Annotated in this window: 17 protein-coding genes; 11 read left to right on the top strand and 6 right to left on the bottom strand. The window is 70.2% G+C overall.

Annotated elements, in window-relative coordinates:
• The first annotated feature begins 571 nt into the window (after positions 1–571).
• Both ACFFRH_RS41245 and ACFFRH_RS41240 read left to right on the top strand, forming a co-directional pair.
• A complete protein-coding gene (locus ACFFRH_RS41245; protein ID WP_386163405.1) occupies positions 572–1,108 on the top strand; it encodes a flavodoxin family protein in 537 nt (178 codons plus the stop codon).
• Between the two features lie 204 nt (positions 1,109–1,312).
• Complete coding sequence (locus ACFFRH_RS41240) at positions 1,313–2,179, top strand: universal stress protein (RefSeq protein WP_386163403.1); 867 nt, start codon at positions 1,313–1,315, stop codon at positions 2,177–2,179.
• Positions 2,180–2,473: 294 nt separating this feature from the next.
• On the opposite strand, the gene ACFFRH_RS41235 is transcribed toward ACFFRH_RS41240, so the two are convergent.
• Positions 2,474–3,079, bottom strand: a complete 606-nt coding sequence (locus ACFFRH_RS41235; RefSeq protein ID WP_386163401.1) for a TetR/AcrR family transcriptional regulator — start codon at positions 3,077–3,079, stop codon at positions 2,474–2,476.
• Positions 3,080–3,174: 95 nt separating this feature from the next.
• On the opposite strand from ACFFRH_RS41235, the gene ACFFRH_RS41230 reads away from it, so the two are divergent.
• On the top strand, positions 3,175–4,215 hold the full coding sequence (locus ACFFRH_RS41230; protein ID WP_386163399.1) for an NAD(P)-dependent alcohol dehydrogenase: 1,041 nt from the start codon (positions 3,175–3,177) through the stop codon (positions 4,213–4,215).
• Between the two features lie 211 nt (positions 4,216–4,426).
• Here the strand turns inward: ACFFRH_RS41230 and ACFFRH_RS41225 are convergent, their stop codons facing one another.
• Positions 4,427–4,822, bottom strand: a complete 396-nt coding sequence (locus tag ACFFRH_RS41225; protein ID WP_386163407.1) for a RidA family protein — start codon at positions 4,820–4,822, stop codon at positions 4,427–4,429.
• A 136-nt stretch (positions 4,823–4,958) separates the two neighbouring features.
• Between ACFFRH_RS41225 and ACFFRH_RS41220 the strand changes: the two genes are divergently transcribed.
• On the top strand, positions 4,959–5,933 hold the full coding sequence (locus ACFFRH_RS41220; protein WP_386163397.1) for a helix-turn-helix transcriptional regulator: 975 nt from the start codon (positions 4,959–4,961) through the stop codon (positions 5,931–5,933).
• Between the two features lie 211 nt (positions 5,934–6,144).
• On the opposite strand, the gene ACFFRH_RS41215 is transcribed toward ACFFRH_RS41220, so the two are convergent.
• Positions 6,145–7,137 carry a helix-turn-helix transcriptional regulator gene (locus tag ACFFRH_RS41215; protein WP_386163395.1) on the bottom strand — a complete coding sequence of 331 codons (993 nt, stop codon included), beginning with the start codon at positions 7,135–7,137 and terminating at the stop codon, positions 6,145–6,147.
• 117 nt (positions 7,138–7,254) lie between these two features.
• Between ACFFRH_RS41215 and ACFFRH_RS41210 the strand changes: the two genes are divergently transcribed.
• Both ACFFRH_RS41210 and ACFFRH_RS41205 read left to right on the top strand, forming a co-directional pair.
• A complete protein-coding gene (locus ACFFRH_RS41210) occupies positions 7,255–7,716 on the top strand; it encodes a VOC family protein (RefSeq protein ID WP_386163393.1) in 462 nt (153 codons plus the stop codon).
• Between the two features lie 91 nt (positions 7,717–7,807).
• Complete coding sequence (locus ACFFRH_RS41205; protein WP_386163391.1) at positions 7,808–8,845, top strand: aldo/keto reductase; 1,038 nt, start codon at positions 7,808–7,810, stop codon at positions 8,843–8,845.
• Between the two features lie 194 nt (positions 8,846–9,039).
• Here ACFFRH_RS41205 and ACFFRH_RS41200 read toward each other — a convergent pair whose 3' ends face one another.
• Positions 9,040–9,438, bottom strand: a complete 399-nt coding sequence (locus tag ACFFRH_RS41200; protein WP_386163389.1) for a saccharopine dehydrogenase family protein — start codon at positions 9,436–9,438, stop codon at positions 9,040–9,042.
• A 448-nt stretch (positions 9,439–9,886) separates the two neighbouring features.
• On the opposite strand from ACFFRH_RS41200, the gene ACFFRH_RS41195 reads away from it, so the two are divergent.
• The 4 genes from ACFFRH_RS41195 (at position 9,887) to ACFFRH_RS41180 (ending at position 16,950) form a co-directional block, all read left to right on the top strand.
• On the top strand, positions 9,887–11,338 hold the full coding sequence (locus tag ACFFRH_RS41195; protein ID WP_386163386.1) for an arabinofuranosidase catalytic domain-containing protein: 1,452 nt from the start codon (positions 9,887–9,889) through the stop codon (positions 11,336–11,338).
• Between the two features lie 200 nt (positions 11,339–11,538).
• Positions 11,539–13,005 (top strand): arabinofuranosidase catalytic domain-containing protein, encoded by a 1,467-nt coding sequence (locus ACFFRH_RS41190; RefSeq protein ID WP_386163383.1) that lies wholly within the window; start codon positions 11,539–11,541, stop codon positions 13,003–13,005.
• A 415-nt stretch (positions 13,006–13,420) separates the two neighbouring features.
• Complete coding sequence (locus tag ACFFRH_RS41185; protein WP_386163381.1) at positions 13,421–15,742, top strand: beta-L-arabinofuranosidase domain-containing protein; 2,322 nt, start codon at positions 13,421–13,423, stop codon at positions 15,740–15,742.
• A gap of 347 nt (positions 15,743–16,089) precedes the next feature.
• Positions 16,090–16,950, top strand: a complete 861-nt coding sequence (locus tag ACFFRH_RS41180) for an alpha/beta fold hydrolase (RefSeq protein ID WP_386163378.1) — start codon at positions 16,090–16,092, stop codon at positions 16,948–16,950.
• A gap of 162 nt (positions 16,951–17,112) precedes the next feature.
• On the opposite strand, the gene ACFFRH_RS41175 is transcribed toward ACFFRH_RS41180, so the two are convergent.
• Positions 17,113–17,730, bottom strand: coding sequence for a hypothetical protein (locus tag ACFFRH_RS41175; protein WP_386163375.1), 618 nt, complete (start codon positions 17,728–17,730; stop codon positions 17,113–17,115).
• 385 nt (positions 17,731–18,115) lie between these two features.
• Positions 18,116–18,493 (bottom strand): MerR family transcriptional regulator, encoded by a 378-nt coding sequence (locus tag ACFFRH_RS41170; protein ID WP_386163372.1) that lies wholly within the window; start codon positions 18,491–18,493, stop codon positions 18,116–18,118.
• Positions 18,494–18,603: 110 nt separating this feature from the next.
• Between ACFFRH_RS41170 and ACFFRH_RS41165 the strand changes: the two genes are divergently transcribed.
• Complete coding sequence (locus tag ACFFRH_RS41165) at positions 18,604–19,677, top strand: alkene reductase (RefSeq protein ID WP_386163369.1); 1,074 nt, start codon at positions 18,604–18,606, stop codon at positions 19,675–19,677.
• Positions 19,678–19,799: the final 122 nt, after the last annotated feature.

The following is a 19,799-nucleotide window of genomic DNA, read 5'->3' as shown; positions in this document are numbered from 1 at the left end:
CTGCGTCAGCGTATGGTCGATGCCCGTCTGCACGCTCGCGCTCATACCCGCGAGTACGGTGAGGACCCCGCCGAGATCCGCGACTGGACCTGGCCCTGGTAGGGAGACCGAGGCCCCCATGGCCGGTCACACCTCCATCCCCTGTCCCCACCGGGGTGGAGGTGTGCGTTCGGCCTTCACGAAGAGTGTGCGTTCGGCCTTCGCGAAGAAGACGTCATCCAGCGTGGGCCAGGCGTCCGGGCAGCGCGTCCTCCGCCTCTTCGCGGACGGTTCCCCAGGTCAGGTACGACCTGTGCGGCAACAGCGGGTGGGCCGCCGCGACGATCGCGGCGGCCTTGGACGATACGGTCGCCGGTCACGGCCATGCGGGAGGCCATCGGGTCCGGGCCCTACGGCGCGTCGAGGTTCTCGCCGCAGGCCCCACGCCGAGTCTTTCGTCCTCGCCGCGGAAGCCGTCCGCCTCTTCGCTCGCGAACCGATGGGCGAAATCCTGAGGGTGACCGGCGGGAGGTGGAGATCGACCTCCGATCCCACCTTCCACGGAACGTCAATGGAGAAGGGGACGATCCCGATGCGTGCGCTTGTGGTCTTCGAATCGATGTTCGGCAACACCCGGGCGATCGCCGAGGCTGTCGCCGACGGCCTGGCCACCCGGATGGAGGTGGACCTGGTCGAGGTCGGCGACGCCCCGGTGTCCGTTCCCGACGACGTGGACCTCCTCGTCGTCGGCGGGCCCACCCACACCCTCGGCATGAGCCGGCCCAGTACCAGGCAGTCGGCCGCCGAGCAGGCTGAGCAGGCCGCCACCGAGCTGGTGTCCAAGGGGCGAGGGGTGCGCGAATGGCTCGCCACTCTCGGTGACCACTCCCGCGCCCCGGCGGCCGTGGCGTTCGACACGCGGGTCAAGAACCCCTGGATTCCGGGATCGGCCCGGCGCGGTGTCGAGAAGAACCTGCGCGGGCACGGCTTCGCGATCATGACCGGCTCACGGAGCTTCTACGTCTCCGGCACCCCAGGCCCGCTCCTGGAGGGGGAGACCGGGCGAGCCCGCGAGTGGGGGATGGAGCTGGCCTCGGCACGACAGGCCGGCGCTCACAGGATCACGTAGCGGTCGGCCCGGGTCACGCCCGCGAGAGGCGTGCGACGACGTGGCTGTCCATCCCCGCCGGGCCCACGTGGTTTCCGGAGGAGACGTTGGTCCTCGCGACCGGTGACGTTCGGCCGGTGCCGAACCTCTCCCGCGGGTGTGCGATGGAGGTGAAGGTACGGAGACTCTCCCAGAGGAACGGAGGCTCTCCGAGAGGAGGCGGCCATGACCGGACAGATCGTCGTCGGTACCGACGGCTCCGCGCCCGCGACGGCGGCGGTCGAATGGGCGGCGGAGGACGCCGCGCACAGCGGTGCGGCCCTGAAGATCGTGTATGTGCACGAGCCGTGGAACAGTCTCGTTCTCCTCTCCGGGACCGGGGAGGAGAACGGCTCGACCGAGTACGGTCACCGCGTGCTGGCCGCGGCCGCACAGCGGGCCCGGGACCACGCGCCCGACATCAAGATCACCACTGCTCTGGCGACCGGAGCGGTGGTCGAACGGCTGAAGAGTGAGTCCGAGCGGGCTGACGCGCTCGTGATCGGCAGCAGGGGCGTCGGCGGGTTCGCCGGGCTGGCGCTCGGATCGGTAGGGCTCGGTCTGGCAGGCCACGCGGCCGGTCCCGTCGTCGTCGTCCGCGCGCCGGCGCGGACCGCGCACGGCGTGATCGTCGCGGGGTTCGACGGGTCTGAGCATTCGCAGGTCGCGCTGGAGTACGCCTTCGCCCGGGCACAGCAGCGCGGATCACGGCTACGGGCGGTCTACGCCTGGCAGATGCCGATGCTCTCGCCGTACGCCCTGGGCTACAGCCCGCTGCTGAGAAGCGTTTTCGCGGAGGAGACCGAGACCGCCCGGCGGCTGCTGGCGCCCTATCGGGAGAAGTATCCGGACGTCGCGGTGGAGGAGTCGATCGTCTGTGATCATCCGGTCCGCGTGCTGTCCGATGCCTCGCGCCAGGCGGACCTGATCGTGGTCGGCTCGCGAGGGCTGGGTGGGTTCGGCTCGGCGGTGCTGGGCTCGGTCGGTCACGGCGTACTGCACCGGGCACACTGCCCGGTCGCCGTCGTCCGGCCCCGCCCGGATGAACGATGAACACCAAGGGGGCGCAATATATCCGGATAAATATTATTAATCTACAATGTAAAGGCGCCTGGTTGTTTAAAACCGACAAAAAGCATAAATAGGACTAAAGGCGGCTATAAAACACAAGCAGGGCTTGTTTGTGCTCCGGAGGCCGTCTACGACATGGACGAGATTCGCCGGGCTCGGTATCAGGTCGCGGTGGACAAGCCCGTCTCGTGGCGGCCGGCGTGTCCGCGGGTGAAGGTTGTCGAGCGGGTTGTGCTCGTGATGGCCGGGCCGGAGCCGGTTGCCGGGAGCGTTCGGTCATGAGGGGGATGTGTCGCCGTCGGTCGCGATGGCCCTTCGGACGCAGTCGCGAAGCAGGGCGCGGCGCCGGTCGTGGACGTCCTCGGGTTCCTGGTCGCTGGCCGCGTACACGTTGCTCACCGGTGACCAGGCCATGGACATGGCGATGACCATGGCCATGATGTCGAACGGGTCGCCGGCGCGGATCCGTCCGGTGGCCTGGGCCTTGGCGATGGCCGTGAGCTTGTGGTCGTCGTAGTGCTGGTGGGTCTCGACGAGGTGTCCGGCGGGTCGGCGTTCCAGGCGCGTCCAGGTCGCCAGCCGGATGAGGTCGGGGTTGCGCAGGTATTCGTCGTAGAGGCGTACGGCCCAGTCGGCGAGGTCGTCGGCGTCGATGGGGACGACGTTGGTGATGCGCTCCAGTGAGCTGAGGAAGATCGCGTCGAAGAGTCGTTCCTTGTCGCCGAAGTAGGCGTAGAGCTGTGCCTTGTTGGTGCGTGCCGTCGTCACGATGCGTTCGATGCGGGCCCCGGCGATGCCGTGCTTGGCGAACTCCTCGGTGGCGGCGTCCAGGATGCGCTGGTAGGTCGCGGCGCCTCGTGAGGTCTGGGGCTGTTCCGGCATGGGTTCAGCCTATCAAACAGAACAGTTGGTTTGCTTTGCCGGGCGGCTGTGCCTAGGCTCCAATAGACCGAACAGTCTGTTTAGGGAGTTCAGCTGTGCGAACGACCACCGGATGGCGGGCGACCGGCCCGATGGCACTGCGGCGCGTGTCGCTGGAGCGTCGTGACCTGCGCCCGGACGACGTGGCGGTGCGGGTCGACTACTGCGGCGTGTGCCACACCGATCTGCATGCCGTGCGCGACTACGACCAGCACGCGAAGGCGCCCCTGGTGCCCGGTCACGAATTCACCGGCGTGGTGACCGAGACCGGCCCCGAGGTGACCGCCTTGTCGGTCGGCGACCGCGTCGGGGTGGGCAACATCGTCGACTCCTGCGGCGTGTGCGCGATGTGCGAGGCCGGACAGGAGAATTTCTGCCACTCCTTCCCGGCCCTGACCTACGGCGGCGTCGACCGGAAGGACGGCTCGACCACCCTGGGCGGTTACTCCCGCGAGTACGTCGTGCGCGACGCGTTCGCCTACCCGCTCCCCTCCGGCCTCGACCCGGCCGCGGCCGCCCCGTTGCTGTGCGCCGGCGTCACCGTCTGGGAGCCCCTGCGCTCCCTCGGTGTGGGGCCCGGCAGCCGGGTCGCCGTGGCAGGGCTCGGCGGCCTGGGTCATCTGGCGGTCAAGATGGCCGTGGCGCTCGGCGCCGCCACGACCGTCATCAGCCGTACGCGGGACAAGGATGAGGACGCCCGCCGGCTCGGTGCTGACGACCTCATCGCCTCCGCCGACCCCCAGCGGATGGCCGCGGCGCGTGACAGCTTCGACGTCGTCATCGACACCATCTCCGCGCCCCACGACCTCGCCCCGTACCTGAGGTCGGTGGCGATGGACGGCACCCTCAGCCTCCTGGGATATCTGGGTCCGGTCACGGTCGAGGTGATGGACCTGCTCGTGGGCCGCAAGAGGCTCGGTTCCGCGGGCAGCGGAGGTCGTCCCGCGACGGCCGAGATGCTCCGGTTCTGCGCCGACAACGGCATCGTCGCCGATGTCGAGGTGCTCCCCTCCTCTCAGGTGCACACGGCACTCGACCGTCTCCGGCGCAACGACGTCCGCCACCGCTTCGTGCTCGACATGTCGGATCTGGGCTGAGGGCGCGACCGGCCGGGCCACGGTACGGGCCCGGCCGGTCGTGTGCCGTTCGCGGCGCCCTGCCCTCTTGCGGACCCTGCCCTCTCCCGGGCCTTGGGCGAGCGATCCCCAGGGGGAAGCACGCCTCAGGGGGCGGCCCGGGTGCCGGGATCTCCCTCGCGGCCGTTCTCGCTCAAGTTCTCGGGCGAGTGCGTTGTCGCCGGTGTCCCCGTCAGGCGACGGCGGTCCCTTCGAGTTCGACCATCAGGTCGGGGATCGCCAGTCGTGTCACCCCGAGCATCGTGGTGGGCGGCGCGGCCCCGGCGGCGCCCAGCCGTGCGGCCAGCACGCCGTAGTGCTCGAAGAGCCGGTCGGTGTCGGTGGTGTAGACGTTGAGCCGGACGAGGTTCGCGAGGGACATGCCGGCCTCGCCGAGCACGGCCTCCAGGTTGTCGAGGCTCAGTGCCAGTTGCGCCGCCATGTCGCCGGCGTGTTCGGGCTTGCCGTCGCCGCTCATCGCGGTCTGCCCGGCGCAGTACAGGGTCCGGGTGTGCCCGGAGACGATCTCACCCTGGTTGTAGCCCATCTGCACTGACCAGGCCCACGGGTTGACCGCCGTTCGTTCCATTGTCACATCGGCTCCATTCGGTTCGTCGGCATCGCGTCCGTCGATCGGCGCGGTGGCCGTCGTCTTCTCGGTGATGTTGATCAGCTTTCCGGCAAATCACGACATCTTGTGTCGTGTATGCCTTTAGGGTTTTCGTATGCGTGCCGACCGGCTGGTCTCGCTGGTGCTGCTGCTGCGCCGGCACGGCCGGCTGTCGGCGGCGGTGCTGGCCCGCGAGCTGGAGGTGTCCACCCGCACCGTGCTGCGCGACATCGAGGCGCTGTCGGCGGCCGGTGTCCCGGTCTACGCCGAACGCGGCCGGCACGGTGGTTTCGCGTTGCTGCCCGGTTTCCGGACCGAGCTCACCGGACTGAACCACGACGAGGCCCTCGCCCTGCTGGTCGCCGGGTCGCGGCGTGGCGCGCAGGCGTTCGGCCTGGGTTCGGCGCTCGCCTCGGCGATGCTCAAGGTGGTCGACGCGCTGCCCGAAAGCTATCGGGACACCGCGGCCGGTGCGGCCGAGCGGTTGCTCGTCGATCCGAAGACCGACCTTCTCTCACGGCGGCTGGTCGCCGAGGAGGCGCCCGACACCGTGGTGGCCGAGGTCTTGCGCGCGGTGCTCGCCGGACACAGGCTGCGTATCCACTACGCGGCCGTGGGCCAGAGCCCGAAGTGGCGCACGGTGGACCCGGTCGGCCTGGTCACCGTACGCGACCGGAGCTACCTGCTGGCCACGAGGTCCGGCGCGGACCGTACCTACCGGCTGTCTCGGGTGCTGGCCGCCGAGGAACTCGCCGAACCCGCGCAGCGTCCGGAGCGGGTCGATCTGGACCGGGCCTGGCAGGAACGTGGCACGCGGTTTCGGACCGGCGGTGACCAGGTCGCCGTGCTGGTACGGGTGGACCCGGCGCGGCGGGAGGAGTTGGTGGGCACCGCGCTGGCCGTCCGTACCGAGGAGGCCGACCCGGACGGCTGGCTGCGGCTGGAGGTGACCTTCCAGGATCCCAGACACGCCGAATGGGCGCTGTGGCAGCTCACCACGAGCGCGGAAGCCCTGGACCCGCAGTGGTTGCGCGACTCCCTGCGCGACCGCGCCGCCGCGATCGTCGCCCGCTACGGGGTGTCATCCTGACAGGTGCCGCCCGGGGGGCGGGGCGCGTTCCCGCCGAGGCCGATCGGACCGGTCCTCTCCGGGGTGGCGTGATTCGAGCTGGTCCGGCGGGCCGGCGGGTCGGTGGTGAGTGTCGCGGCCTCGTCCGGCGGATCGGCGGTAAGTGTCTCGACGCGGGTGTGCGGTGCCCGATTCACCACGACCTGGCCCACGGGCCGGTGGGGGAGGCCGGTTATTCCGGTGGGGTGATGCCGCGGCGGGCCGTGGTTCTGGTGAATCGGCGGGCGAGGTGTTCGAAGGCGTCGGTGAGTTCGCCGGGGCCGATGACCTCGATGTCGGCGTCGTAGCGGGCGATGGCGGCGGCGAGGCCGGGCCAGGACCAGGATCCGAGGGTGAGCCGGCAGCGGTGGGGGCCGATCTCCTCGACGAGTCCTTCGCGGGTGTAGAGGGCCACGGTGGCGGCGGGCAGGTCGAGGATCACCGTGCCTTGGCAGGGCCAGCTGCCCGAGGCGTCGCCGGAGCCGCGGAAGGTGCTGGTGACGAAGGTGGCGGCGTCTCCTCCGGGCAGTACGCGCGGGGTGAACCGGGGCCCGTTGGGGGTGCGCGGGGTGATCCGGTCGGCGCGGAAGGTGCGCCAGCCGTCGCGGTCGAGGTCCCAGGCGATGAGGTACCAGCGTCCGTCCCAGGTGATGAGGTGGTGGGGTTCGGCGCGGCGCGGGGGGCGGCCGCTGTCCTGGGCGCCGTAGTCGAAGCGCAGGGTCTCGCGGGCGTGGACGGCGGCGCTGATCGTCAGGAGGACGTCGCCGCCGACCGGGGTGGCCGGCCGGGTGACGGGTCGTTCGACGGCGGTGACGCCCAGCGCGTCGACGCGCTGCCGGAGCCGGGTGGGCATGACCTGCCGGATGGTGTTGAGCGCCCGTTCGGAGGGTTCGGCGAGGCCGTTGCCGGGGGTGGTGGCGGCGATCTGCAGGGCGATGGTGAGGGCGACGGCCTGTTCGTCGTCGAACAGCAGCGGGGGCAGTTCGGTGCCGGCGCCGAGCCGGTAGCCGCCGTCGGGGCCCTTGACGGCGGCGATGGGGTAGCCGAGCTCGCGGAGCCGGTCGACGTCGCGGCGCACGGTGCGCAGGCTGACGTCCAGGCGATCGGCCAGCACCGTTCCGGACCAGTCCCGGCGGGTCTGCAGCAGCGACAGCAGGGCCAGCAGTCGGGCGGAGGTTTTCGGCATGAACCTGATTCTGCCTCAGGTAGGTGCCACATCCTGTCACCTACCTCTGTGAATCTTCGTCTTGAGCCGGTCGGTCACCGCGACCCGGCCGGTCCCCTTCGACAAGGAGTCACCAGCATGGCCCTCTCGACCACCACCCACCTGAACTTCCGCGGCGAGGCCCGTGCGGCGCTGGAGTTCTACCAGAGCGTGTTCGGCGGCCACCTCACCGCCATCGCGTACGGCGACTTCGGCATGCCGAGGGAACTGCCCGACGCCGACAAGATCGTCTTTGGCCAGGTCACGGCCGGCAACGGCTTCAGCGTCATGGCCTACGACGTGCCCGGCCAGGCGCCGGCCGCCGCCGCGCCCGCCGTCACCACCCGCGAGCACGGCATGACGCTGACCGGCGAACGGTTCTTCGTGTCCGTCCGCGGTGAGACCGTCGAGGAGGTCGGCGCGCTGTGGGACAGGCTCGCCGACGGCGCCGACATCGTCGAGAAGTACGGCCCGTCGCAGTGGGCCCCGGGTTTCGGGATGCTGACCGACCGCTTCGGTGTCACCTGGATCCTCGACGTCGCCGCCCCGTACGCCGGCTGACCGCCGACGCGCTCATCCGGTCCGAGGCGGCCTTCCCCGGCCGCCTCGGGGCACCCGGCCCTCCGCTTTCCGCCTTCCGAAGGAACAGATCATGCGTACTCGCCCCCTCGGCCGTACCGGCATCGAGGTCAGTCCCTACTGCCTGGGCACCATGATGTTCGGCCCGTTCGGCAACCCCGACCCCGACGACTGCGTCGCCATCGTCCACCGGGCCCTCGACGCCGGGATCAACTTCATCGACACCGCCGACGTCTACGGCGGTGACGGCGAAACCGAACGGATCGTGGGCAAGGCGCTGCGCGGCCGGCGTGACGACGTGGTGCTCGCCACCAAGTTCAACGGCCCCATGGGTGCCGGTCCCAACCGGCGCGGCGGCTCCCGCCGCTGGATCGTCACCGCGGTCGAGGACTCGCTGCGGCGTCTCGGCGTCGACCACATCGACCTCTACCAGGTCCACCACCCCGAGCCCGGCACCGACGTCGAGGAAACCCTCGCCGCCCTCACCGACCTGATGCGGGCGGGCAAGGTGCGCGCGATCGGCCATTCCAGCCTGCCGGCCGCGGAGATCGTCGAGGCCCAGTGGGTGTGCGAACGGCGTGGGCTGGCCCGCTTCCGCACCGAGCAGCCGCCGTACTCGATCCTGAACCGCGGCATCGAGCGCGACGTCCTGCCGGTCTGTGAGCGTTACGGGCTGGGCACGCTGGTCTGGAGCCCGCTGGCCTCGGGGCTGCTCACCGGCCGCTACCGCGAGGGCGGCGACGAACAGGTCTCCAGCGCCCGCATGCACTGGGTGCCCAAGCACATGACCGACAAGCGCAACCACGACGCCGTCGAGGAACTCGTCCCGATCGCCGAGCGGGCAGGTCTGTCGCTCACCCATCTGGCCATGGCCTTCGTCGTCAGCCATCCCGCGGTCACCTCGGCGATCATCGGCCCTCGTACCATGGCGCAGCTCGACGACCTGCTCGCCGGAGCCGGCACCGTCCTCGACGACGACACCCTCGACCAGATCGACAAGGTGGTCCCGCCCGGGGTGAACCCGGGCACGCTCGACATCGCCTACGTGCCGCCCGCACTCCAGCGAGCCGACCTGCGCCGCCGCGGCGTCGGCGACCGCGCCGCCGCCTGACGGGCCCGTCCACGACCGCCGGCGGGAGCGCGACGTCCGCTCGGGTGCTCCGGTCACCGAGGGAGGCCCGGAGGCGTAGCGGTCCCGACGTCCGCGCGGGAGCCACGGAGGCGTCGCGGCTCCGACGTCCTCGCGGGCGGCTCCCGGGCCGCCGGGGCGTTCCCCGGTGAACGGTGGCCGCTTCCCGGCGCCCCTCATCCGATCGTCCAGCGGATTCCGTGCGGGGCGAGGAAGTCGAGGAAGCCGGAGGCGTCGTAGGCCTGGGCGAGGGCGAGCACTCCGGGCCTGGCGTACCCGGCGGCGAGACGGCGGGCGCTCTCGACGGCGATCACCGCGGTGGTTCCGTAGGTGTCGCGGCCCTCCACCACCCCGCGGCCCCGGCGGCCGTCGGTGGCGAGGGCGTCGGTCACGTACGTGAACAGCTGGGTGCGGCGCGCCTGCTCGGTGGGTCCCTCGGGCAGGCCGTCGATGACCGCCGGGTCGAGGGGCGTGCTCAGCCGGGCGCCCAGCGTGGCCTCGGTCAGCCCCCGGACACGCCTGACCTTCACGTGACGCGGAACGGTCACGACCTCCGGCAGGGGAAAGCCGCTCATCGGGACCGGCTCCGGGCCGGCGGGCGGGTCCGCGCGAGCGGCACGTCGCGGAGCTCGTCGCCGCCGGGCGGGCGGAGGCCGCCGGTCCGGGGCGGTGACGTCCTCGACCTCCGGCGGGGCGCACTCCTGCTCGCGGGCTCCGGCGTAGGGGGCGGGCGACGGCTCACCGTCCGGCGGGCGCCGGGGATGAAAGTTTCACGGCATCTCATCGCGACGGTGCGAACGTGTCACCGCGAAAGCCCAGATGGTGCGCCGACGGCCCCCGGACGTCCGAGGGGCCGGATTCGCGCTATTGACGGCGGGATCTCCATTTAATTGACTCCAACAAAACTGTCAGCCGCAAATCGGTGTCGGACGGGAATTGATGTTAGCGCTAACATTCGACCTGGCCAGGCCTGCCGTGTAGGCGCCGTCCGTCGTGATTTCCTGATCGAGAGAAGAAGCCATGATGCTTTTCGGGAGCCTGAGAAGGGCGCTCGCGGCCGGGGCGAGCACGTTGATCGCCGCCGCCTGCCTGGTCGGCGGTGGCACGGCCCAGGCCGCGGCGTCACAGCCGTGTGACATCTACGCCGCGGGCGGCACGCCGTGTGTGGCGGCCCACAGCACCACCCGGGCGCTGTACGGCGCCTACAACGGCCCGCTTTACCAGGTCAGACGCGCCTCCGACAACACCACCCGCGACGTCGGCGTGCTGAGCGCGGGCGGAGTCGTCAACGCCGCCACCCAGGACTCCTTCTGCGCCAACACCAGCTGCGTCATCACCATCCTGTACGACCAGTCCGGACGCAACAACCGGCTCACCCAGGCGCCGCCCGGCTACTGGCCCGGTCCCGGTCCCGGCGGGTGGGACAACCTCGCCGACGCGAAGGCGGCCCCGATCACCGTCGGCGGGCAGAAGGCCTACGGGGTCCGTATCGAGCCCGGCACCGGCTACCGCAACAACAACACCAACGGGGTGGCGACCGGCGACCAGCCCGAGGGCATCTACGCCGTCGTCGACGGCACGCACTACAACCAGTGGTGCTGCTTCGACTACGGCAACGCCCAGACCGACGGCCAGGCCGACGCCCCGGCCATCATGGAGACCGTCTACTTCGGCGCCAACAAGCAGTGGGGCTACGGCGCCGGGGCCGGTCCGTGGATCATGGCCGACCTGGAGTGGGGGCTGTTCTCCGGTGTCAACGCCGGCTACAACAACATCGCGCCCATCAACCACCGTTTCGTGACCGCCATGGTCAAGGGTGAGCCGAACCACTGGGCGATCCGGGGCGGCAACGCCCAGTCCGGTGGTCTGACGACCTACTTCGACGGGCGGCGCCCCAACGGCTACCACCCGATGAAGAAGGAGGGCGCCATCCTGCTCGGCATCGGCGGCGACAACAGTGTCTCCGGCCGCGGCACCTTCTTCGAGGGCGTGCTGACCTCCGGCTACCCGACGGCCGACACCGAGAACGCCGTCCAGGCCAACATCGCCGCCGCGGCCTACGCGCCGGCGACCGGCAACCCGACGCAAGGCAGCCAGATCGTGGGCGGCCAGTCCGGCCGGTGCGTGGACGTGCCGAACTCGACCACCACCAACGGCACCCAGCTCCAGCTGTGGGACTGCGGCAGCGGCACCAACCAGCGCTGGACCCACACCTCCGGCAAGCAGTTGCAGGTGTACGGCAACAAGTGCCTGGACGCCAACGGTCAGGGCACCGCGAACGGCACCCAGGTGATCATCTGGGACTGCAACGGCGGCACCAACCAGCAGTGGAACGTCAACGCCGACGGCACCGTCACCGGCGTGCAGTCCGGCAAATGCCTCGACGCCAACGCCGCCGGGACCGCCAACGGCACCAAGCTCATCCTCTGGTCCTGCAACGGCCAGGCCAACCAGCGCTGGACCCTGCGCAGCTGATCACCCGGCGACAACCGGCCGGTCGTGCCGTCCTCGTGAGGCACGCGGGAGCGGCACCTCCGGCGATCTCGTTCAGTTTCGGAAAACGGTCCCGAACCGGTATCGGAAACACCGTCAACGGCCTGTTCGGCCACTTCGAACGGGCTCTGCGCGGCACGTCCGATCCGCCGCGCACCACACTCCCCATCCGGAAGGCTTCGATGAACGTGAAGAAAAGGCTGAGCCGCCTCATGGCCGCCGCAGGGATCTCGTTGCTCCTCGCCACCACCGGCGGCTACGTGATCTCGGACGCGACGGCGGCCCAGGCCGCCACCACCGGCCCGTGTGACATCTACGCCACGGGCGGCACGCCGTGTGTGGCGGCCCACAGCACCACCCGGGCGCTGTACGGCACCTACAACGGCCCGCTCTACCAGGTCAGACGCACCTCCGACAACACCACCCGCGACATCGGCGTGCTGAGCGCGGGCGGAGTGGCCAACGCCGCCGCCCAGGACTCGTTCTGCTCCGGCACCAACTGCGTCATCACCGTCATCTATGACCAGTCCGGGCGCAACAACCGCCTCACCCAGGGGCCCGGCGGCGCCGTGCCCGGCCCCGGCCCCGGTGGATCGGACAACCTCGCCGACGCGAAGGCGGCCCCGATCACCGTCGGCGGCCAGAAGGCCTACGGCGTCTACATCGCTCCGGGCACCGGCTACCGCAACAACAACACCAACGGGGTGGCGACCGGCGACCAGCCCGAGGGAATGTACGCCGTCCTCGACGGCACGCACTACAACGGGGGCTGCTGCTTCGACTACGGCAACGCGCAGACCAACGGCCAGGCCGACGACATCGGCATCATGGAGGCCATCTACTTCGGCAACAACAACTGGTGGGGCTACGGGGACGGAGCCGGCCCCTGGATCATGGCCGACATGGAGTGGGGACTGTTCTCCGGGGTGAACGCGCGGTACAACCCCATGGCGCCCATCAACCACCGCTTCGTCACCGCCATCGTCAAGGGTGAGCCGAACCACTGGGCGATCCGGGGCGGCAACGCCCAGTCCGGTGGTCTGACGACCTACTTCGACGGGCGGCGCCCCAACGGCTACCACCCGATGAAGAAGGAGGGCGCCATCCTGCTCGGCATCGGCGGCGACAACAGCAACGGCGCCCGCGGCACCTTCTACGAGGGCGTGCTGACCTCCGGCTACCCGACGGCCGACACCGAGAACGCGGTCCAGGCCAACATCGCCGCCGCCGCCTACGCGCCGGCGACCGGCAACCCGACGCAAGGCAGCCAGATCGTGGGCGGCCAGTCCGGCCGGTGCGTGGACGTGCCGAACTCCAGTACCACCAACGGCACCCAGCTCCAGCTGTGGGACTGCGGCAGCGGCACCAACCAGCGCTGGACCCACACCTCCGGTAAGCAGTTGCAGGTGTACGGCAACAAGTGCCTGGACGCCTACGGGCAGGGCACCGCGAACGGCACCCAGGTGATCATCTGGGACTGCAACGGCGGCACCAACCAGCAGTGGAACGTCAACGGCGACGGCACCATCACCGGCGTGCAGTCCGGCAAATGCCTCGACGCCAACGCCGCCGGCACCGCCAACGGCACCAAGCTCATCCTCTGGTCCTGCAACGGCCAGGCCAACCAGCGCTGGACCCTGCGCAGCTGACCCCGACCAGCCGGTCCGGCCTGTGAGGGCGATCAGGTGAAACACCCTGGGCGGAGGTCCCGACACCCAGGGGAGCCACGGCTCCCCGGAACGGGCCTCCGCCCCCAGGACGCGGAACAGGCATGTGCGGCATCGATGCCGGAGAGGGGAAGCCGCGCAACGCGCCAAACCCGATGCGGTGCCTCTGGAATGTCAGATCTTGACGAACTCCGGCTTTTCAAGAGCGATCGGCGCCCGCGTCACGCCAAGGCGCCCTTTCCGGTATGGGCGTTCCAAGATCACTCCAGGGCGACCTTCTCGGTATGGGCGCTCCGAGGTTCGGCCGGCGCGGCAGGCGCGGAAACGCCGTCGGGCCGAGCGGCCTCTCCACGACGCGCCATGGATATATCAACGTCGACATCAATTCGGAGGTCCCGTGTCGTCCTCGTCCCTCAGTCGCCGACAGCTGCTCCAAGCCGTCGGCGCCGTCGGAGTCGCGTCCACCGTGAGCCAGGTGCTCGACGTCACCGGGGCCACCGCGGCCACGGCCGCCGCGGCCGCGGTGGCCCCGGTCAGAGCCGACATCGGCGTGTCGGCGTACCCGTTCGACCTCGGTCAGGTACGGCTGACCAGTGGCCGATGGCTGGAAAACCAGAACCGGACCCTGACGTACCTGCGTTTCATCGACGCCGACCGGATGCTGCACACCTTCCGGATCAACGCCGGTCTTTCCAGCACGGCCCAGCCCGTCGGGGGCTGGGAGGGGCCGGGCGTGGAGCTGCGCGGGCACTCGATGGGCCATCTGCTGTCGGCGCTGGCGCAGGCGTACGCGGCGACCGGTGACTCCGCGTTCAAGACCAAGGGCGACTACCTGGTGGGCGTGCTGGCGGCCTGCCAAAGGGCCGCGCCGAACCGCGGTTACCGCGCCGGCTACCTGTCGGCGTTCCCGGAGAGCTTCCTCGACCGCGTGGAGAGCGGCCAGCAGGTCTGGGCGCCCTGGTACACCCTTCACAAGATCCTGGCGGGTCTGCTCGACCAGTACCGGCTCGCCGGCAACGCCGAGGCCCTCACAGTGGTCACGAACATGGCCGACTGGGTGGACTGGCGTACCGGCCGGCTGAGCTACGCGCAGATGCAGGCGGTGCTGAACACGGAGTTCGGCGGCATGAACGCCACGATGGCCGACCTGTACCAGCAGACCGGCGACGCGCGGTGGCTGGTGGCGGCGCAACGTTTCGACCACGCCGTGGTCTTCGACCCGCTCGCGGCCAACCAGGACCGACTCAACGGCCTGCACGCCAACACCCAGATCCCCAAGTGGATCGGCGCGGCGCGAGAGTTCAAGGCGACCGGCACCACCCGTTACCGCGACATCGCGACCAACGCCTGGAATCTCACGATCGGCGCGCACACCTACGTCATCGGCGGCGACAGCCAGGCCGAGCATTTCCGGGCGCCCGGCGCGATCGCGGCCTACCTGACCAACGACACCTGCGAGAACTGCAACACCTACAACATGCTCAAGCTCACCCGGGAGCTGTTCACCCTCTACCCGGACCGGGCCGACCTGTTCGACTACTACGAGCGGGCGCTGCTCAACCAGATGATCGGCCAGCAGAACCCGTCCGACGCGCATGGCCACGTCACCTACTTCACTCCGCTGAACCCGGGTGCCCGTCGCGGGGTCTCGTCCAACAACGGCGGTTACAGCACCGACTACAACTCGTTCTGGTGCTGTCAGGGCACGGGCCTGGAAACGCAGACGAAGCTGATGGACTCGGTGTACTTCCACAACGGCACCACGCTGACCGTGAACCTGTTCGCGCCGTCGGTGCTGACCTGGAGCCAGCGCGGCATCACGGTCACCCAGGTGACGTCGTTTCCCGTGGGCGACACCGCCACCCTGCGGGTCACCGGCAGCGTCGGCGGGTCCTGGTCGATGCGGATCCGCATCCCGAGCTGGACCGGCGGCGCCACCGTCAGCGTCAACGGCGCCCAGCAGAGCGTGGACACCACCCCCGGCGCGTACGCCACCCTCACCCGCTCGTGGACCTCCGGCGACACCGTGACGGTCCGCCTGCCCATGCGGGTCGTCATGAAGGCCGCCAACGACAACCCCGACATCGCGGCGATCACCTACGGCCCGGTGGTGCTGGCCGGGAACTACGGCAACACCGCGCTGAGCGCGCCGCCGGCCCTGAGCAACGGTTCGGTCACGCGTACCGGCGGCGCACTGACCTTCACGGCGACCGCCGGCGGGTCCACGGTCAACCTCATCCCCTTCTACGACGCCCACGGCGTCAACTACAACGTCTACTGGAACACCGGCGGCGGCGGCGTCCCGGCCGGGTGGGTGCGGATCTCCAACGTCACCACCGGCCTGGCGCTCGACAGCGGCGGGAACGTCGCCGCCGGTTCGGCGCTCAAGCAGTGGAACTGGGACGGCAGCACCAACCTGCAGTGGCAGTTGGTCGACCTCGGCAACGGGTATCACCGGATCGTCAACCGGACCAGCGGCATGGTCGCCGACAGCTGGGGCAACACCGCCAACGGTGCCTCCTGTCTGCAGGGGCCGTGGAACGGTGGCGACAACCAGCAGTGGAGGCTGAACAGCCTCGGCAACGGCCGCTACCAGATCGTCAACCGTGGCACCGGCACGGCACTGGACGGCGGCGGCAACACCACCGCCGGCTCGGCCACGATCCTGTGGACACCGAACGCCAATACCAACAACCAGTACACGCTCGGCGTGGTCTGACCGGCGTACCGGGTGGCCTGCCCCTCCCCGACGAAGGTCCCCATCCACTGACGGTCGTGGACCCACGACCGGCCGGGCGGCCGGCGGCCGTGATCGGCCTGCGAAGCCGGGTTCGAGGAGGCGGCCGGCCGGGCGCCGTACTGGCGGCGGCCTGCCGCGCCCCCCTCGTGCGCGGTCGGTCTGTTCCTTGCCCGCGCTCCAACACGACATCCCCGCATCCCCGCGCGCTTGCCGAGAGGTTCCCGGGTGTCCGGGCGTGCGGCATCCGGCAGGGCTCGGCAAGATCATGCTGCGGTGCACGCCGCGGGTCGATGATTGTCGAACCGTCCCTGGGGGACAGGGGGACAATGTTCGAAGACTTCGAGGAAAAGCTGGTTCAGGTCGGGGAAGCGTCCATCTTCGTCCGCTACGGCGGGGAGGGGCCGCCGGCGTTGTTGCTGCACGGCCATCCCCGCACCTCCGCGACCTGGCATCGCGTCGCACCTCAACTGGTCGCGCGCGGCTTCACGGTCGTCTGCCCCGACCTGCGAGGATACGGTCGCTCACGCGGCCCGGCACCCGCCGCCGACCACTCCGCGCACTCCAAGCGCGCCGTCGCGAACGACATGGTGGCGGTGATGCGTTCCTTGGGACACGCCCGGTTCGCTCTGGCCGGACACGATCGGGGAGGCGCTGTGGCGTTCCGTCTCGCTCTGGATCACCCCGACGCGTTGTCCCACGTCGCGCTGCTCGACTGTCTGCCCATAAGCGAGCACCTGTCGCGCATCACCGCGACGTTCGCGACGCGGTGGTGGCACTGGTTCTTCTTCGCTCAGGCGGACATCCCCGAACGCGTCATCAACGCCGACCCCGACAGCTGGTACCACGGTGACCCGCGGAGCATGGGCCAGGAGAACCACGACGAGTTTCGTGAGGCCACCAGGAACCCCGACGTGGTACGGGCCATGCTGGAGGACTACCGGGCCGGTCTCACCGTCGACCTGCGCCACGAGGAGGCCGACCGGGCCGCCGGCGTACGGCTGCGATGTCCCGCTCTGGTCCTGTGGTCGCTGCGCGACGACCTCGAAGACCTGTACGGCGACCCGCTGAAGATCTGGGAGCACTGGGCCGGTGACCTGCGCGGCCATGGAATCGACTCCGGCCACCATGTGGCAGAACAGGCCCCGGACGCGCTCGCCGCGGCCCTGGGTGACTTCTTCGGCAGCTGATCCAAGACGGGGCCGTCCGGCGATGGAGCAACGCCTGGCGGCACCGGCCTCCCGTGGCCGTGCCCTGGCCGTCGTCGTGGACGGGCTCCGTCCCCGGCCGCCTTCACCTCGGTCCCGGCGACGGAGAGCCGAACATCTTGAAGCGGTGAGGCGGGGACGACGTCAGTCATACGCGGAGTCGTCGATCTGCACCGGGTATCCGGCGTTCAACGCGGCGACGGTCGAGGGCGGGGTGATGACGTCCGCCAGTCCCCGCGCGGGTCGTGGGTGGCGGGTCCGGTATCCCTCGGACGTCCATGTGACCAGTCGAGGGCCGATGACGACGGCGGGGGAGGTGCCGAGCCGGACGAAGGTGCCGTCGGGCAGGCCGGCCCAGGGCGCCTCGTGCATACGCCTTCGGTGCGTGCCCCGGACGAGCCGCTCGCCGTGCAGCTGCCGGTTCATCGCCCGGGCGGACGGCGCGTCGACCCGCAGGCCCTCGGCCCAGGCGGAGCGGTAGGCGTTGTAGCTGTCCCTGCGGCATTCCGCGCACGGGCGATGCCCGGCCGCCAACGAGACGGCCTCGTCGTGGAAGTACAGGAAGGTGTAGTGATCGGGTCGCCACTGCTCCTGCCGCCGCCCCCTGAAGCTGACCGCACAGGTGATCCACAGGTCACCCGCGTGGAAGCGGACGATGCGCTCACCCGAATGGATGATGCCGCGATTACCCGTCCAGGCACCGCGCAGCGAGATCGCCACGATGTCCCCCATCGGGGTGACCCGGTTACGGGAAGGCGCCACGTGGTGTCCTTTCTGCTTGGATGTGGCCGCCCGAGGAGGGTGAGGCACATCCGTGATCAAGGTTGGGAAGGATTTCCCCTTCCTGTCCCGGACCATCAGGGAATCTCAAGGTGACGGCCAGGATCGAGGGCGAAGACGGGCTGTGACAGCGGTCAGCGCCCTGACGGCGGCGCCGTCACCATGACAGGAGCCCCGGCCTCGGTGACACCGTGGCCGGCCACCGCCACCCACGGGTGAGCATCTTTCCCGCCGCCGCTCGCGGTGGCAGACGGTCGCTGACGTTGGCGAGCCGGCGCGGGCGGAGTCACCGCCGGCCACCGTGTCGACGAACCCGGGCGCGGCCCGTCCCTGACACCTCCGGCCCCCCGCCGGGCTGCCGCGGTGGTCAGCCGGCCAGCGGTACCCGCAGCTTCTCGCGGTGCGCTCGGTTTATGGCCATCAGCCCGTCGAGTGCGTCGCGGGTGCGGATGAGGTCGCCGATGTGCGCGGAGAGGCGGTCGCGCTCCTGTGCCATCCGTTCCAGGGCGGCGTCGGAGTTCTCCGGGCTGGGCGATTCGGTGCACGGGAGCAGTTCGGCGATGGTGCGGCTGGACAGACCCGCGGCGTACAGCCGCTGGATGAACGCGACCCGCTCGACCTCGTCGTCCGTGTAGTGCCGCTGTCCACTGGAGCTGCGGGTGCTGGTGAGCAGCCCCTGCTCCTCGTAGTAGCGCAGTGACCGGACGCTGACTCCGGTCCGTGACGCGAGCTCGCCGATGCGCACATCGTCCTCCCGGTGTGATCTGCGGCACAAAGCTTGCCTCTGACATGGATGTGAGCTTCTAGCGTACTCGCCGTACCCGGGATCCGGGATCGACGACCACGGAGGACGACGTGACGACCCTTTTCGACAGCTATCGGCTCGGCGACCTGACGCTCCCCAACCGGATGGTGATGGCCCCGATGACACGGGTCCGGGCCGCCGCCGGCGGGCTGGCGACGCCGTCGATGGCGACGTACTACGCTCAGCGCGCGACGGCCGGGCTGATCATCTCCGAGGGTGTGCAGCCGAGCCTGATCGGGCAGTCCAACCCGGGCACACCGGGACTGCACACCGATGAGCAGGTCTCCGCGTGGCGCCCGGTGACCGCCGCCGTGCACTCCAACGGCGGGCGGGTCTTCGCCCAGCTCATGCACGGCGGACGGGTCTCCCATCCCGCCACCACCGGGATGCGGCCGGTCGGTCCCTCGGCGGTCCCGGCCGTCGGCGACGTGTTCACCCCATCCGGGCCCCGGCCCGCGCCGACGCCGCGCGCCCTGGACACCGCCGAGGTGCCCGAGCACGCCGAGTCCTACGGCCAGGCCGCCCGCCGTGCGGCCGAGGCCGGCTTCGACGGTGTGGAGTTGCACGGCGCGAACGGCTACCTGATCTCGCAGTTCCTCTCGTCGAACGCCAACCTGCGCACGGACCGCTACGGAGGCTCGGTGACCAACCGGATCCGGTTCGCCGTCGAGGCGGTGTCCGCGACCGTCGAAGCCGTCGGCGCGGCCAGGACCGGGATCCGCCTCTCCCCGGGCGGGACGTTCTGGGGGGTGCGGGAGAGCGATGTCCCGAAGCTGTACACCGCGCTGCTGGCCGAGCTGGCCCACCTCGACCTGGCCTACGTCCATCTCGAGGCCACCGCCGAGGAAGAGGTGCTGATCGGGCTGCGCCGCGCCTGGCCGGGCACCCTCATCCTGAACCCGGTGCTGCCGATGGGCCCGAAGCAGACCGGACGGGCCGAGGCCGACCACTGGCTCGGGCTGGGCGCCGACCTCATCAGCTTCGGCCGCGGATTCCTCGCCAACCCCGACCTGGTCGAGCGGCTGCGTAACGGCCTCCCCGTCGCTCCCGTCGAGGAGACGACGTACTACCAAGGCGGTGACGCGGGCTACCTGACCTACTCGACGTACCAGTACACCGCCTGATGCCACTCTGCCGCCAACCTCACCGCGAACCTCACCGCGAACCGAATCACCCGGCCTGGCCCCCCGCACAGGTCACCCACACGCCACGCTTTCTGTCGGAGTCGATCTCTACGGTGTGCGGC

The organism is Streptosporangium vulgare, from assembly GCF_042428775.1.
In the GTDB taxonomy this organism is placed as follows: domain Bacteria; phylum Actinomycetota; class Actinomycetes; order Streptosporangiales; family Streptosporangiaceae; genus Streptosporangium; species Streptosporangium vulgare.
The sequence above is the reverse complement of the archived record's forward strand: the minus strand, read 5'-3'. Positions and strand labels throughout refer to the sequence as shown.

What these genes read in the sequence shown, in the direction of transcription:
- ACFFRH_RS41240 (WP_386163403.1), top strand. Translation starts at nt 1,313, where the DNA reads ATGACCGGACAGATCGTCGTCGGTACCGACGGCTCCGCGCCCGCGACG.
- ACFFRH_RS41195 (WP_386163386.1), top strand. Translation starts at nt 9,887, where the DNA reads ATGCTTTTCGGGAGCCTGAGAAGGGCGCTCGCGGCCGGGGCGAGCACG.
- ACFFRH_RS41225 (WP_386163407.1), bottom strand. Translation starts at nt 4,822, where the DNA reads ATGGAACGAACGGCGGTCAACCCGTGGGCCTGGTCAGTGCAGATGGGC.
- ACFFRH_RS41205 (WP_386163391.1), top strand. Translation starts at nt 7,808, where the DNA reads ATGCGTACTCGCCCCCTCGGCCGTACCGGCATCGAGGTCAGTCCCTAC.
- ACFFRH_RS41220 (WP_386163397.1), top strand. Translation starts at nt 4,959, where the DNA reads ATGCGTGCCGACCGGCTGGTCTCGCTGGTGCTGCTGCTGCGCCGGCAC.
- ACFFRH_RS41190 (WP_386163383.1), top strand. Translation starts at nt 11,539, where the DNA reads ATGAACGTGAAGAAAAGGCTGAGCCGCCTCATGGCCGCCGCAGGGATC.
- ACFFRH_RS41235 (WP_386163401.1), bottom strand. Translation starts at nt 3,079, where the DNA reads ATGCCGGAACAGCCCCAGACCTCACGAGGCGCCGCGACCTACCAGCGC.
- ACFFRH_RS41245 (WP_386163405.1), top strand. Translation starts at nt 572, where the DNA reads ATGCGTGCGCTTGTGGTCTTCGAATCGATGTTCGGCAACACCCGGGCG.
- ACFFRH_RS41215 (WP_386163395.1), bottom strand. Translation starts at nt 7,137, where the DNA reads ATGCCGAAAACCTCCGCCCGACTGCTGGCCCTGCTGTCGCTGCTGCAG.
- ACFFRH_RS41210 (WP_386163393.1), top strand. Translation starts at nt 7,255, where the DNA reads ATGGCCCTCTCGACCACCACCCACCTGAACTTCCGCGGCGAGGCCCGT.
- ACFFRH_RS41200 (WP_386163389.1), bottom strand. Translation starts at nt 9,438, where the DNA reads ATGAGCGGCTTTCCCCTGCCGGAGGTCGTGACCGTTCCGCGTCACGTG.
- ACFFRH_RS41180 (WP_386163378.1), top strand. Translation starts at nt 16,090, where the DNA reads ATGTTCGAAGACTTCGAGGAAAAGCTGGTTCAGGTCGGGGAAGCGTCC.